At 58.5% G+C, this 13,439-nt stretch carries 16 protein-coding genes; 3 read left to right on the top strand and 13 right to left on the bottom strand.

What is annotated here, in order from left to right; genetic code table 11:
• Positions 1–29: 29 nt before the first annotated feature.
• Positions 30–443 carry a globin family protein gene (locus tag MK208_RS18965; protein ID WP_294119150.1) on the bottom strand — a complete coding sequence of 138 codons (414 nt, stop codon included), beginning with the start codon at positions 441–443 and terminating at the stop codon, positions 30–32.
• Between the two features lie 108 nt (positions 444–551).
• Entirely contained in the window at positions 552–1,697 is a 1,146-nt protein-coding gene (locus tag MK208_RS18970) for an alpha-D-ribose 1-methylphosphonate 5-triphosphate diphosphatase (RefSeq protein ID WP_294119210.1), read from the bottom strand.
• Between the two features lie 52 nt (positions 1,698–1,749).
• On the opposite strand from MK208_RS18970, the gene MK208_RS18975 reads away from it, so the two are divergent.
• Positions 1,750–2,433 carry a DUF1045 domain-containing protein gene (locus MK208_RS18975; RefSeq protein ID WP_294119151.1) on the top strand — a complete coding sequence of 228 codons (684 nt, stop codon included), beginning with the start codon at positions 1,750–1,752 and terminating at the stop codon, positions 2,431–2,433.
• Here MK208_RS18975 and phnN read toward each other — a convergent pair.
• The 7 genes from phnN to phnG are packed head-to-tail and all read right to left on the bottom strand — an operon-like array spanning position 2,415 to position 7,413.
• The gene (phnN, locus tag MK208_RS18980) at positions 2,415–2,951 is read right to left on the bottom strand and encodes a phosphonate metabolism protein/1,5-bisphosphokinase (PRPP-forming) PhnN (RefSeq protein ID WP_294119153.1); all 537 of its coding nucleotides are present in this window, start codon (positions 2,949–2,951) and stop codon (positions 2,415–2,417) included. The genes MK208_RS18975 and phnN overlap by 19 nt on opposite strands.
• Positions 2,951–3,634, bottom strand: coding sequence for a phosphonate C-P lyase system protein PhnL (gene phnL / locus MK208_RS18985; RefSeq protein ID WP_294119155.1), 684 nt, complete (start codon positions 3,632–3,634; stop codon positions 2,951–2,953). The genes phnN and phnL overlap by 1 nt, the downstream gene beginning before the upstream one ends.
• 27 nt (positions 3,635–3,661) lie before the next feature.
• A complete protein-coding gene (gene phnK, locus MK208_RS18990) occupies positions 3,662–4,432 on the bottom strand; it encodes a phosphonate C-P lyase system protein PhnK (RefSeq protein ID WP_294119156.1) in 771 nt (256 codons plus the stop codon).
• Positions 4,429–5,310 (bottom strand): alpha-D-ribose 1-methylphosphonate 5-phosphate C-P-lyase PhnJ, encoded by an 882-nt coding sequence (locus MK208_RS18995; RefSeq protein ID WP_294119158.1) that lies wholly within the window; start codon positions 5,308–5,310, stop codon positions 4,429–4,431. The genes phnK and MK208_RS18995 overlap by 4 nt, the downstream gene beginning before the upstream one ends.
• A complete protein-coding gene (locus MK208_RS19000; protein WP_294119159.1) occupies positions 5,307–6,401 on the bottom strand; it encodes a carbon-phosphorus lyase complex subunit PhnI in 1,095 nt (364 codons plus the stop codon). Before MK208_RS19000 ends, MK208_RS18995 begins: the two co-directional genes overlap by 4 nt.
• Positions 6,401–6,970: a phosphonate C-P lyase system protein PhnH gene (gene phnH / locus MK208_RS19005; RefSeq protein WP_294119161.1), complete on the bottom strand. Its 570-nt coding sequence runs from the start codon at positions 6,968–6,970 to the stop codon at positions 6,401–6,403. The genes MK208_RS19000 and phnH overlap by 1 nt, the downstream gene beginning before the upstream one ends.
• Positions 6,970–7,413, bottom strand: a complete 444-nt coding sequence (phnG, locus tag MK208_RS19010) for a phosphonate C-P lyase system protein PhnG (protein WP_294119162.1) — start codon at positions 7,411–7,413, stop codon at positions 6,970–6,972. The genes phnH and phnG overlap by 1 nt, the downstream gene beginning before the upstream one ends.
• Positions 7,414–7,526: 113 nt before the next feature.
• Here phnG and phnF point away from each other — a divergent pair, with 113 nt between their 5' ends.
• A complete protein-coding gene (gene phnF / locus MK208_RS19015; RefSeq protein ID WP_294119163.1) occupies positions 7,527–8,240 on the top strand; it encodes a phosphonate metabolism transcriptional regulator PhnF in 714 nt (237 codons plus the stop codon).
• Between the two features lie 112 nt (positions 8,241–8,352).
• The gene (locus tag MK208_RS19020) at positions 8,353–9,534 is read left to right on the top strand and encodes an alpha-D-ribose 1-methylphosphonate 5-triphosphate diphosphatase (protein ID WP_294119164.1); all 1,182 of its coding nucleotides are present in this window, start codon (positions 8,353–8,355) and stop codon (positions 9,532–9,534) included.
• Between the two features lie 22 nt (positions 9,535–9,556).
• On the opposite strand, the gene MK208_RS19025 is transcribed toward MK208_RS19020, so the two are convergent.
• The 4 genes from MK208_RS19025 to phnD form a co-directional block, all read right to left on the bottom strand.
• Positions 9,557–10,174, bottom strand: a complete 618-nt coding sequence (locus MK208_RS19025; protein WP_294119165.1) for a chloramphenicol acetyltransferase — start codon at positions 10,172–10,174, stop codon at positions 9,557–9,559.
• Between the two features lie 79 nt (positions 10,175–10,253).
• Positions 10,254–11,579 carry a phosphonate ABC transporter, permease protein PhnE gene (gene phnE, locus MK208_RS19030; RefSeq protein ID WP_294119166.1) on the bottom strand — a complete coding sequence of 442 codons (1,326 nt, stop codon included), beginning with the start codon at positions 11,577–11,579 and terminating at the stop codon, positions 10,254–10,256.
• Entirely contained in the window at positions 11,576–12,448 is an 873-nt protein-coding gene (phnE, locus tag MK208_RS19035; RefSeq protein ID WP_294119168.1) for a phosphonate ABC transporter, permease protein PhnE, read from the bottom strand. The genes phnE (MK208_RS19030) and phnE (MK208_RS19035) overlap by 4 nt, the downstream gene beginning before the upstream one ends.
• A 70-nt stretch (positions 12,449–12,518) precedes the next feature.
• Positions 12,519–13,421: a phosphonate ABC transporter substrate-binding protein gene (gene phnD, locus MK208_RS19040; RefSeq protein ID WP_294119170.1), complete on the bottom strand. Its 903-nt coding sequence runs from the start codon at positions 13,419–13,421 to the stop codon at positions 12,519–12,521.
• Between the last annotated feature and the right edge of the window lie 18 nt (positions 13,422–13,439).

The following is a 13,439-nucleotide window of genomic DNA, read 5'->3' on the forward strand; positions in this document are numbered from 1 at the left end:
CTGTTCCCCAACAGCGGGGGCTTTTTTGTCTAGGACCCGCCGGAACTCGCGCCGATCATCACGTCAGCTAGCGTGCCATAGGCAGCGGTCCAAGCCTCCGCGACATCCTGTGTGAACTCATCACCTAGCCCCTGCCTCAAGGCCCAAATCAAAGCCTCGCCTACAACGGCGTAATGCTCCGGCGCAACCTCGTAGCCACTGTGCCGCTCACCGAGACCCACCACTGCCGGCAACAGAGTTTCAGGACTATTCAACCCGGTCACTGCCAGCCCCAACATCTGCATCAACTTCTTTTTCTGCTCCGCCAAGTCGTCTGAAAAAAGCGGCCGCACCTCCGGCGCCCGCTCAAACAACCGCCCATAGAACAGATCCGCAATGCGGGCAGCCATTGGGGTCACCTGCCGAAAACTGCCCTGCACCAAAGCGATCTGTTCTGGGGTCATGTCGCGTATCCTTCACAAGTGTAGTAGGCCCAGCCTACACCAGATCCTTGATTTCACGACAGGCAATTTGAACCGCGATCCAGAAACACTTTTTTCAGTTTTTGGCCCCTAAGCCGCGCGCACCCCTTTGTGCCAAACAGCGCGCAACGCTGGCACATCCTCGGTCAAACGGAACCGAATAAGGTCCGCCTGAAGGCCAACCTGCAAACGCCCGCGATCTTCAAGGTTGGTGTATTTGGCGGGGGCGGCTGTCACAGTGTGCAGCCCCTTGGCCATATTGCCCCATTCATTGCCCAGCATCACGGCGCCCAACAGCAGTGAAGACGGCACATAGTCCGACGAAATGATATCGAGCAGCCCATTTTGAGCCAGTTCCATCGCCGCAACGTTGCCGGAATGGCTGCCACCCCGCACAAGGTTGGGTCCACCCATGATATTGGCGATGCCGTGGGCGTGATTGGCTAACGCCGCCGCAATCGTGGTTGGGAACTCCGCCAGGTGGATACCATAGGCCGCAGAGGTGGCCACTTGGTCTGCCGTTGTGTCGTCATGGCTCGCCAACACTGCACCAAAGCGCTTGGCGGCCGCTACTGTCGCCTCCTCATGGGCTTTGCCAAACTGGTCGTGCAGACCATGGAGAAACTGCACATACTCCCCAAAGCCTTCCGCATCCATCGCGTATTTGCCACAAACGTAAGCTTCAAATTTCGAGATATCGGTGAACTGGCGCTGACCCGGCGTATGGTCCATCAGGCTGACAATACCAACCCGATCGTCCGGTCCAAACTCGGCCAGTTCCTCTACCAAAGTTTCCGAACAGGTCTCCGCCCGCAGATGCAGATGGTGGCTGATCCGCAAGCCCCCGCTGTCGCGCATCGACAGAATTTCATCGGCCACAGAGCGTGCGTATTTGCCGTAGTTACGTCGCTCATCAGACAGGATCGAGCCAACCCGCAAAGCGTCAAAAACCGTGGTGATACCGACACTTGCGAGCTCCGCATCATGCGCCACAATCGCGGCCTGATGGGGCCAGTCCACTTTGGGACGCGGCTTCATATGCCGCTCCAGATTGTCGGTATGCAACTCCACCAGCCCAGGCGCTACAAAATCCCTTTCGCAGTCCTCCGCGCCGTTCGGCACCGAAGTGCCCTGCGCAATGTCCACGATCTGCCCGTCCCGCACCACGATGGATCCCGTCACGGTTTCCTCCGGTAAAACGAGGGTGGCATTTGCAAGGATCATCTCTTGTGTCATGTGGGTGTCACGCATTGTTGGCATTCGCTGTCAAAAGGTTGAAAGGGGCACCATGCAGTTTCAAAGATACGGCGTATACTACACTCCGCATCCCGGCGCACTGGCGGATTTTGGGAAGTCTTGGCTGGGGTGGGATCTGGTTTCCGGGCAGACGGTGGCCCATCCAGAGATGGATGGATTGCCACGGCCGGTTGCGGACATAACGGCGACACCGCGCAAGTACGGGCTGCACGGCACCATTAAGCCCCCGATTTTTTTGGCGGAGGGCGCAGATGCCGGAGAACTTGCCCGGCGTTTTGAAGCGCTCTGCACCACGTTGGCGCCGGTCACGCTGGGCGGCTTGGTTCTGGCCCGTCTTGGCGGATTTATTGCGTTGAAAGTCGATGGCGATCAAACCCCGTTGGCCAATTTGGCAGGCGCAGTGGTGCGCGAGTTGGATGACTTTCGCGCGCCACCGACGGAGGCCGAACTGGCCCGCCGCCGCAAAGCCAAACTGTCGGCCAAACAAGAGGAGCTGCTGGCGCAATGGGGTTACCCCTACGTTATGGAAGAGTTCCGCTTTCACATCACCTTGTCCGGGCGTCTCGGCTCTGACGTTGAGGCCACGATGGACGCTCTTGCACCTCACATCACTCCGCTGTTGCCGCGCCCGTTTGAAGTCGACAGCCTGACCTTGGTGGGCGAGGACATAACGGGCAAGTTCCACGAAATCCATCGTCAGACCCTCTCCGGCTGAAGCGCGGCCAAGGCGCGCTGTACGGTTTCGCCTAACAGCCCATCATTGGCAATTTCGATCACATCCGGTCCTTGCGGGCGCATGCTGTCGGCCCGCTCCAAACGGGCGACAATCTCGGCGGAGGTTTCTCGCCCACGGGCCGCAAGGCGGGTGGCAAGCGTTTCCGTTTTGGCCGTGAGCGACAGGACGGCAAAGTCATCAAACGCTGCCCGCGCCTGATCCAAAACGCCGCGCGACAGATTCACCAACACCAGTGAAGCCTTAGGGTGCGCCACCGCCGCCCGTGGTACCCCGTAACGCAAGCCATGTGCGGCCCACCACATCTGAAACCTGTCTTGGGCAATCAGATTGTCAAACTCCGCGTCGGTGGCGCCAATCGACTTTTCCCCGCCAGCACCAGCCGGGCGTGTGATCACACGGCGCACAAGTGTGATGTCTTTGCGCAAAGCGGCCATGGCCTCCATCACAGAGTCTTTGCCCACACCTGAAGGACCGACAACGCCAATTACATTTGTCATCACGCTGCCACTCCGGGGGTGAACACCGTGACATCAATCTCCCGGTCACAAACATGCTCCCGCGCGGCTTCATCATGGAAAATGCCCACAATGGCCGCGCCACGCGCTTTGGCCTCCTCAATGAGGCTCAGCACGGTTTCGCGATTTGCGGCATCCAAACTGGCTGTCGGCTCGTCCAACAACATCGCCGGATAGCTATGCGCAAATCCTCGCGCGATGTTCACACGCTGCTGCTCACCACCTGAAAAGGACGTCGGCGACAAAGACCACAACCGCTCCGGAATATTAAGCCGCGCCAACAGGTCACGCGCCCGGTCCCGGGCCGCTTCAGTCTCAACACCAACGGCCAGCAAAGGTTCGGCCACCACGTCCAAGGTTGGCACCCTGGGTACGACGCGAAGGAACTGGCTTACGTAGCCCAGCACCTCCCGCCGCAGCGCCAAAATCTCACGTGGCTCAGCAGTAACCACATCCACACCGTCCACCACAATGGAACCGGCGGCGGCCAGATAGTTGCCGTAAATCATCCGCATCAAGGTGGATTTTCCTGCCCCTGATGCTCCTGTCAGGGCCACACATTCGCCGCGTGCCACCGAAAGCTCAGCCGCGTCCATCACCGGAATAACGACCCCGCCCTGATTGTGCAGAGTGAAGGTCTTGCTCAGATTTTTGATCTCAATCATCAGTTTGTCTTTCTCAAAACCTATAGGTCACACTTGCAAAACCGAGCTGACCAGCAGTTGCGTATACGCATGTTGCGGATCATCCAGCACCTGATCGGTCAGGCCGGTTTCCACCACATGGCCGTCTTTCATCACCATCAGTCGATCGGCCAACAAACGCACCACTGCGAGGTCATGGGTCACAATGATCGCGCTCAACCCCATCTCGCGCACCAACCCGCGCAGCAAATCCAAAAGCCGCGCCTGCACGGAAACATCTAAGCCCCCAGTAGGTTCATCCATGAACACCAGCCGAGGACCTGTCACCAGATTGCGCGCAATCTGCAGCCGCTGCTGCATACCGCCAGAAAACTGCGTCGGCCGGTCATCTACACGGGTCTCGCTGATCTCCACGCGGCCAAGCCAATCCACAGCCTCTTCGCGGATGTGGCCATAGTGACGCGCGCCCACAGCCATCAGCCGCTCGCCCACGTTACCGCCTGCACTCACATTCATGCGCAGCCCGTCACGCGCGTGCTGATGCACAAAGGCCCAGTCTGTGCGGCTCAGCATCCGGCGCTCCGGCTCACTCATCGTGACCGTATCCCGCATGGCGCCGTCGCGCATTTCAAACAGAACCTCGCCGGTATCCGGATCAAGATGCCCGGCGAGGCAGTTGAGCAGAGTCGACTTGCCTGACCCACTCTCCCCAACAATTCCCATGACCTCTCCTGGGTAGAGGTCAAAATTCACATCCTTGCAGCCGATCCGGTGGCCGTAGAACTTGCTGATGTTCTCAACTTTAAGAAGCGGCGTCATGCGGCTGTCTCCTTCAGCGCAGCACTTGCAGCTGCGGCTTGCGCGCCAACGTGGCCGGCCTTGCGGCGGCTGGCGCAATAATCTGTGTCCGAGCACACAAACATCCGGTTGCCCGCGTCATCCATGATGACCTCGTCCAAATAGCTGTCTGTGGCACCGCACATGTCACAAGGATGGTCAGCCTTGCTGGCTTCAAACGGGAAATCCTCAAAATCGAGGCTCACCACTTGGCAATAGGGCGGCAGCGCATAAATCCGCTGCTCCCGGCCAGCCCCGAACAACTGAATCGCCGCCATTTCCATCTTTGGGTTGTCAAACTTCGGGATCGGGCTTGGGTCCATCACGTAGCGCCCTTCGACCTTCACCGGATAGGCGTAAGACGTGGCAATGGCACCGTGTTTGGCGATGTCCTCATAGAGCTTCACATGCATAAGGCCATATTCCTCGAGGCTGTGCATCTTCCGGGTTTCAATCTCCGAAGGCTCCAGAAATCGCAGCGGTTCCGGGATCGGCACCTGATAGACAAGAATCTGATCCTCTCGCAGGTCCTCTTCCGGGATGCGGTGACGGGTCTGAATGACGCTCGCTTGCGCTGTCTCTTCGGTGGTGTCCACACTGGCAGTTTTCTCAAAAAACTTGCGGATCGACACGGCATTTGTGGTGTCATCCGCGCCTTGGTCGATGACCTTCAGCGTGTCCTCGGGCGTCAGAGTTGCCGCTGACACCTGCACCCCGCCCGTGCCCCAGCCATACGGCATCGGCATTTCCCGGCTCGCAAACGGCACTTGGTATCCCGGAATGGCAAGCCCTTTCAGGATCGCACGCCGGATCATGCGCTTGGTCTGTTCATCCAGATACGCAAAGTTATAGTCGCTCATTCCGCCGCCTCCTGTACTGGCATTGTGTTTTCCATCGCCTCACGGCGTAGCTTGCGGATCAGCTCCAACTCAGACTGGAAATCCACATAATGCGGCAGTTTGATGTGCTCCAAGAAGCCCGTCGCCTGAATGTTGTCGGAATGATAGAGCACAAACTCCTCGTCCTGCGCCGGCGCGCCAAGGTTGTCTTCGCCCAGCTCCTCCCAACGCAATGCACGGTCTACCAATGCCATCGAAATCGCTTTGCGTTCGGATTGCCCAAAGACCAGTCCATAGCCGCGCGTAAACTGCGGCGGCTCAGTTTTGCTGCCCTGAAACTGGTTCACCGTCTCACATTCAGTCAACTCAATCTCGCCAACCTCAATGGCAAACCCCAGCTCTGGGATCTCCATCTCGACAGGGACTTTGCCAATGCGCAACTCGCCCACAAAAGCGTGGTTGCGCGCATACCCGCGTTGCGTGGAATAGGCCATCGACAGCACAAAGCCTTCATCGCCACGCGTCAGCGCTTGCAGCCGCAACGGGCGATTGGCTGGCAGTTCAAGCGGCTCGCGCGTCAAATCGCCAGGGACGTCTTCCGAGTCCACTTCCGTCTGGATCAGCCCCTCTTTGTTCAGGAACTCCGTGATATGCGGCGTCGGCTCTGCGCGTGCTTCACCGCGCTCAACCGCGGAAGCCTCCCCTTCTGCGACCAACGCGAAATCCAGCAAACGGTGGGTGTAGTCAAAAGTTGGCCCCAAAACTTGCCCGCCCGGCGCGTCTTTGAAGGTCGCCGAAATCCGGCGATCACAGGCCATATCAGCGGTTTCCACCGGCGCCGATGCCCCAAAGCGCGGCAAGGTGGTGCGATAGGCGCGGATCAAGAAAATCGCCTCGATCATATCGCCCCGCGCTTGCTTGATCGCCAGCGCCGCCAGATCCGGATCATAGAGCGATCCCTCGGCCATCACCCGGTTCACCGCAAGGCTCAGCTGTTCGCGGATCTGCGCAACGGACAGTTCCGCCACATTCAGATCGCCCCGGCGTTCTTCGGCCAACCACGCATGCGCATTGTCAATCGCGCGCTCGCCGCCTTTCACTGCAACATACATCAGGCCGCCTCCACTTTTGTTGTTCTGGGCAGCGCAGATACCTGATCTCCGCTGGTGAAGAAGAAATCGAGCCCCAATGGGAAGAGCAGAGCATTCATCTGAAAAGCTTCTGTCTCAGGCAGCGCCATCTCGGCGGTTTCCTTAATACCTGGCCCGCGCAATGTTGCGCCCGCTGCCACAAGTGCCTCGCGCTCCACAATCAATGTCGCTGAACGATCCGGATATTCCGGCGTACCAATCGCAAAACGGTTGAGTGGTGCTAGGGCATTCCAGTTGCCAACCGCAAACATCGCATGTGTAGCCCCTACGATGGGCGCCCCAATGTGGAAAGCGACCCAGTCCCGCACTTCCTGGCAATCCCAGTCGCCAGCCAAATGCAACGGCGTGTCTGGATCACACAGCGTCAGGATCAACGTCCCAGCGGCAATCGACATCGGTGCAGGCGGCTCAACGCCTTCCAGGGTTTCGACCGTGCCTGGCCGTGCCATCACATTCATCGCTGCGCGAAACGCATGCGCGGCATCCACCGGCGCATTGGCAAATCCGCCTTTCAGAACATCTGCGTTCATCAGTCCTCTCCCCGCACCATGGTGAAGAAATCCACTTTTGTGGCCGCAGCCTTCTCCGCACGCGCGGTTTTGACTTCCGCCATCTCTGCGCTCAGTGGCTCCAGAACAGCGGCTTTCACTGCCGCCGCTTCCGGCCCCTGCATCAACGCATCCACCAGCGCAGCAATCTCTGCCTTCTGCTTGTCACGCCCTTGCACATAGCCGTGCCCCACCTCGCCACTCTCCAGCTGCAAGGCGCAGCGCGTCAGCGTCATCTCGCCAAGATTGAACGGCGCGCCAGTGCCTCCAAGGCGCCCCCTCACCATGCTCGCGCCAATTTCCGGCGCGCGTAGCCAGTGGAATTTTGGGGCAGCGCCATATGCATGCCAAAGCGCGTTCAGTCGATCTGCGGGCGCTTTGGCGAGCAGCGACATCCAGGCGCGTCTGTTACTTTCTGCGGTCATCTAGACACCTTGTGAATTTGTCTACTTTCCTATACAACTAGACAAATCCTAGCTGTGCGATGCGAGTCGCGCAATCCTGAGTCCTGTGAATTTTTGATGACATCGAGCCTGCCATGACCGCCAAACGCACCCCAATCTGGCAATCGATTGCCGCTTCTCTGACGGAAGACATCACCGAAGGCCGCTACGCCCCCGGCGAAAAATTACCTACCGAAGCAGAGCTTTCGGCGCGATTTGGCGTCAACCGACACACCGTGCGGCACGCAATAAAATCCATGTCCGAAAATGGCTTGGTGCATGCGCGGCGTGGCGCAGGTGTCTTTGTGGCTCAAGTTCCCACAGACTATGCCATCGGCAAGCGTGTGCGCTTCCACCGCAATCTGGAGCAAGCGGGTCGACTGCCCGGCAAGGAGGTCCTGCACCTGGAAACCCGCACGGCCGACTCTGCGGAAAAGGAAGCGTTGAAGCTCTCCGAAAACGCGCGTGTGCATGTCTATGACGGACTTTCGCTTGCGGACGACAACCCGATTGCCGTGTTCCGCAGCGTATTCCCTGCCGCGCGCTTTCCGATGCTCACGGACCAACTGGCAGACCTGCGGTCGGTCACGGCAGCTCTCAAAGCCAACAATGTGTCGGATTACACCCGCGCCTGGACACGCCTCACAGCCAAGCGCGCCACAGCCACACAAGCGCTCCATTTGCGCCTGAACGAGGGTGATCCGATCTTACGCTCTATCGGCGTAAACGTGGATGCCAATCAGACTCCAATCGAGTTCGGCACCACATGGTTCGCCGGAGACCGGGTCACACTCACCTTGTCAGAGTAACGTCACGTGCAAAAAGATATCTCCACATAGTTTGAAAAAGTGACCCTGAAACGTCACGGCGGCGACACATAAGGACTGTAGAGATGGCGCAAAACAATTTGAGCACATCCACATGTCCAAACCCACCCTGTCCCTGCGCCTCACCGGCGCCAAAGTTCTGTGCGACGGCCTCCTTCAGGAAGACACGCTTGCAATTGAAAATGGATTGATCACCACCGGCCCGTTGCCGGAGGTAGACCTGACCGGCTATCTGCTGATGCCGGGCATCATCGACATGCATGGCGACGCCTTTGAGCGTCATATCGCGCCGCGCCCCTCCGCACCCTTCCCGCTGGAAATGGGCCTGCGTGCCACCGATCGGGACGCCGCCGCCAATGGGGTGACCACCGCATGGCTGGCCCAGAGCTGGAGCTGGGAAGGCGGCCATCGCGGCCCCGAAGCGGCAGAAACCCTGCTTGCGGCGATGGACCACTACCGCGATCACGCCGTCAGCGACCTGCGCATTCAAATCCGCTGTGAAACCCACACCGTGGACACGGGCGAGCGGCTGCTGTCCGCTGTGGAGCGGCACAAGGTCGATTATGTGGTGTTCAATAACCACCTCGAAGAGGCGCTCTATCTGGCCCGGGAAAAACCCAATGAAATTGCGCTCTGGGCACAGAAAGCCGGGCGCACGCCTGAAGAACACATGCGCCTCGTGCGCGCCGCTTTTGACCAGTCCCCAAGGGTGCCGCGCTACCTCTGTGCCATGGCAGAACGCTTTGACGCGCTTGGTGTGCGCTATGGCAGCCACGATGACCCGGACGGCGACACCCGCGAACGCTACTCTGTGCTGGGTGCGCGCATTTGTGAGTTTCCAACCGCACGCGGCCCGGCCGCCGTGGCCAAGGCGGTGGGCGACCACGTGGTGATGGGCGCCCCCAACATCGTGCGCGGGGGCAGTCAAGCAGGCAATATCAACGCCGCCCGTCTGGTGGAGGAAAACCTTTGCGACGTGCTGGTGTCTGACTATCACTATCCGGCGCTCGCTAAGGCGGCCTTTCGCATGGTGGACGACGGTCTATGCGACCTGCCCAAGGCTTGGGCGATGATCTCGACCAATGCGGCGCACATAATGGGGTTGTCGGATCGCGGCACACTTGTGCAGGGCAAGCGCGCCGATGTCGCTATTGTGAATGCCCAGACCCATGCCGTTGAAGGCACAATCTGCGCTGGGCGCATCACGCATTTGACCGGCGAAGCGGCACACCGCTTCTTTGCCAACCAGCCCACCTCACGTCTGGCGGCGGAATAAACCGCCAGACCGCTCAGTGGCTTCAGGTTTCGTATTTTTCTAGAAAGGCTTCTGCCTTCAGCGCGCGGAAATCGGCAAGCGCCGCGCGCAGCCGCCCATGCTCCCAATCCCACCAGGCCAAAGCCATCAAACGGTCCGCCACTTTCTCACTGAACCGCCGCCGCATAGGCGTGGCTGGCATGCCCGCCACGATCATGTAGGGCGGCACGTCTTTGGTCACCACGGCCCCGCTGGCCACAATGCTGCCATGACCAAGCGTGACCTCTGGTTTGATCATCGCCCCATGCCCAATCCAGGTGTCATGCCCTATAGTGGCCACACGACTTTGGCGATGTGCGAAGAAGGCTGCATCCGGCTCGGCATCGTCGAAATAGTCGTCGGACCGATAGAGAAAGTGGTGCAAAGAGGCGTTTTCCATCGGATGGTCCGTCGCCCCAATCCGACTAAACGCAGCAATGTTGGCGAACTTGCCAATCTTGGCATTGGCCACCTCCGCCATCCGGTCACAATAGGAGTAATCCTCAAAATGCGCAGAGATAATCCGACTGCCCTGCCCGATCTCCACATAGCGCCCAAAGGTAGCGTCATGCAGAATGCAATTGTCATGGATCAACGGTGTGTTGGCTGAGAGTTTGGGCATCTTTGGCTCCCCTTTAAAGTGATTTTGGACGTCCGGCTGCAGTTGCGACCCCGCAAAAACCACCGCCGGACGCACCCTCTCAGTGACCGCTGTCATCTGCCGCAATGAGCTTGCGGCGCAGCCAGCCAGAGAACCAATCCATCACCATCACCATCAAGATGATCAGCACAATGTAGTAGGTCACCTCTTCCCAGTCCTTCTGGGTGATCATGGCCTGGGTGAGCATCAACCCAATGCCGCCCCCGGTGATGGCGCCGATGATGGTCGCGCTACGGGTGTTGGATTCCAGATAATAAAGGATCTGGCTCAGCAGGATCGGGGTGATTTGCGGAATAACACCAAAGCGATAGCGTTGGATTGGCTTAGCCCCTGTCGACTGAATGCCTTCAATCTGCTTCTTGTCTACGTTTTCAAGCGCTTCCGAGAACATTTTGCCAAAGCTACCTGTGTCCGTGATCAGGATCGCCAGAGCGCCGGTAAGGGGGCCAGGCCCAAATGCGCGGGACAAGACAATCGTCCAAATCAGCGCATCCACGCCGCGGAAAAAGTCAAAGAACCGACGTGTGACTTGGCGCACCACCATAAATGGCGAGAAGTTCTTCGCCGCCATAAACGCCAGTGGCAATGCCACCATCGCGGCGCCCATGGTGCCGAGGAAGGCCATCAAGATGGTTTCAAAGATCGCCCATGCCACGTCCTGATGGCGCCACATCTTGTTGGTCCAGAAATCCTGCCAAATCTGCGCATGTTCCCCGCCCAGCGCGCGCGACATCACCTCACCAACGCTCAGGCCGGAATACGGGCTGTCCAGGGTAAAGAAGAACAGCTCCCAACCGTTGAAGTAGCGGAACACTTCTGTCCGGTTGCGCGTGATGGTCAAACGCCCGGCCTCCGTGGTGATGGTCATCCGGTTTTTTGACGCGTTGATCCACTCTGGAGTTTCGTCAGTCGGCAACACCGCCTGCACGCCTTTCGCGCGGCTAGGTTGCGCCGTTACAATCCCATATTCCGGAATGGCGTAGCTGACAAAATTGTCTGCGCCAAAGGTCACAACGTGCCCGTCTCCCAAATCAATGACCGTCTCGGTCTCGCCACGGGTCACCCACTCTGGTGACGTGCCGTCGGGATAAGTGCCCTTGCGCTCACCTTCTATGGCGGCGCTGATCTCTCCGGTGCGATTGTCACGCGTGACATGCGTCTTGTAGCTGTAACTGTCCGCCACCAAGGCGCGGGCGTTATCCACTTCAAACCGCTGCGCCAGTCCCGGAATGTCAAAGGCGAAGAATATGTAAGTCAGGTAAGCAAGCACCATGGCAGGCAGACCGAAGCTCATTAGCTTCTTACGATTGAACAGACGGTCGGCCTCGACCTTCAGCAGATCGGTTTCATTGGCAGTGATGGTCATGACGCCACTTTCTGAGTTTTGCCGTGTGTCAGGCGCTCGCGCACCACGGAAGAGAGTTGATCGACCGCTACGATGGTCAGGAACAACAGCAGGAAAATTGCCATGGCGTCGTCATACTGACCTTTGCCCCAGCTCATGGCGTTGCGCAGTTCGTAGCCAATGCCGCCTGCACCAACGAAGCCAAGGATCGCCGACGCGCGGATGTTGATTTCAAAACGCAGCAGCGCGTAGCTGAAATAGTTCGGGGCCACCTGCGGGATCACGCCAAGCCACATCCGTTGTGACCAAGAAGCCCCAACCGATTGCAGCCCCTCGATCGGCTTAAGGGAGGCATTCTCGTTGACCTCAGAGAACAGCTTGCCGAGCGCGCCCGCTGTATGGAACGCAATGGCAATCATCGCAGGCACTGGCCCGCCGCCCATCACAAAAATTAGCACCAGCGCAATCACGATCTCTGGCATCGCGCGCATTATGTCCATCACCCGGCGAAACAGCGGGACAAGCCGCGGCCACTTCGCCATGCCGCGCGTGGACAGCAGCGACAGCAACATACCCAGCATCGCCCCCAACAGAGTGGAAGCGGCGGCAATATTGATGGTCTCGATCAGCGATGGGAAATACGTCCAAAGATTGCCCGGCAATTCCGCAATCTTCTCGACCGCTTCGCTCAACACCTCTTTGGGGAAATCAAAAAACCGGTGCAGCCCGTCCCAGAAACCGCCTGCGTTCCGGTCATCTGCAATCATGAAACCGGTGACCATTAACGCGATAAACACCACCAAGATGATGCCGTCCATCATCCGCTTGCGTCGCATCTGCGCCATATAGTCGGCGCGGATGTCCAATACGCTTGAAGCCTGATCTGTCATGATCACCCTTTCCTTGAAAAACAGGCCCCGCAGAAACAAACGGGGCCTGCCAAAACCAAGTGTTCTTGGCTTAGTTGGACTTCAGCTTGCGTGCCTCGATGATCACCTCATAGGCGTCATGCCCGATTGGCATCACACCTTTGGCCTCGCCAGACAGAACGCCATAGGCGCAATCCGGATCAATCGACGGCAAGGACGCCATCAACGCAGTGAACTTGACTTTCACGTCCTCTGGCAGCGCTTTGCGCAGAACAATCGGACCTTCTGGGATCGGCTTGGACTGCCAGATTTTGACCAGCTCGTTCATGTCCACAAGGCCAGCATCCACAGCGCGACGCAGTGCACCAGAGTTGTAGCCGTCTTCCCATTCGCCCAGACCGTCAGCCCAGGTCACACCGCCGTCAAAGTCGCCGTTATTCACACCAACGATGGTCTGCTCGTGGCCGCCGGAGAACTTTACTTCGCCGAAGTAATCACCAGAGGTCATAGTCGCGCCAGTAGCTTCCGGAATTTCGATGGATGGGATCAGGAAGCCGGAGGTGGAGTTTGGATCACCAAAGCCAAAAGTCTTGCCTTTCATGTCTTCCAGCGAGGTGATGCCGCTGTCTTTGCGGGCAAAGCCAATGGAGTAATATCCGTAACCACCGTCCACGTTTACTTTTACCAGGATCGGCTCAACCGCTTCCGGGTCGGACAGATAGGTTTTGGCGTAGCCGGATGCACCCAACCAGGCCATGTCGATGGTACCGCCCAGCAAGCCCTGGATCACGCCGTTGTAGTCTGCCGGGGCGAAGAGTTTGGTTGGAACACCCAACACTTCTTCCGTCTTTGCGCGAAGGCACTCGTTGTTGTTCAAACGGTCCTGAGCGTTTTCGCCGCCCAAAAGGCCAATGCGGAATTCGCTGATGTCTTCTGCCACAACAGGTGTGGTCAGGGCGGTGGTTGCCAGTACGGCAGCGAGCAGTTTTTTCATCGTGGTCTCTCCAGTTGG

It is taken from the genome of Shimia sp. (genome assembly GCF_022448905.1).
In the GTDB taxonomy this organism is placed as follows: domain Bacteria; phylum Pseudomonadota; class Alphaproteobacteria; order Rhodobacterales; family Rhodobacteraceae; genus Shimia.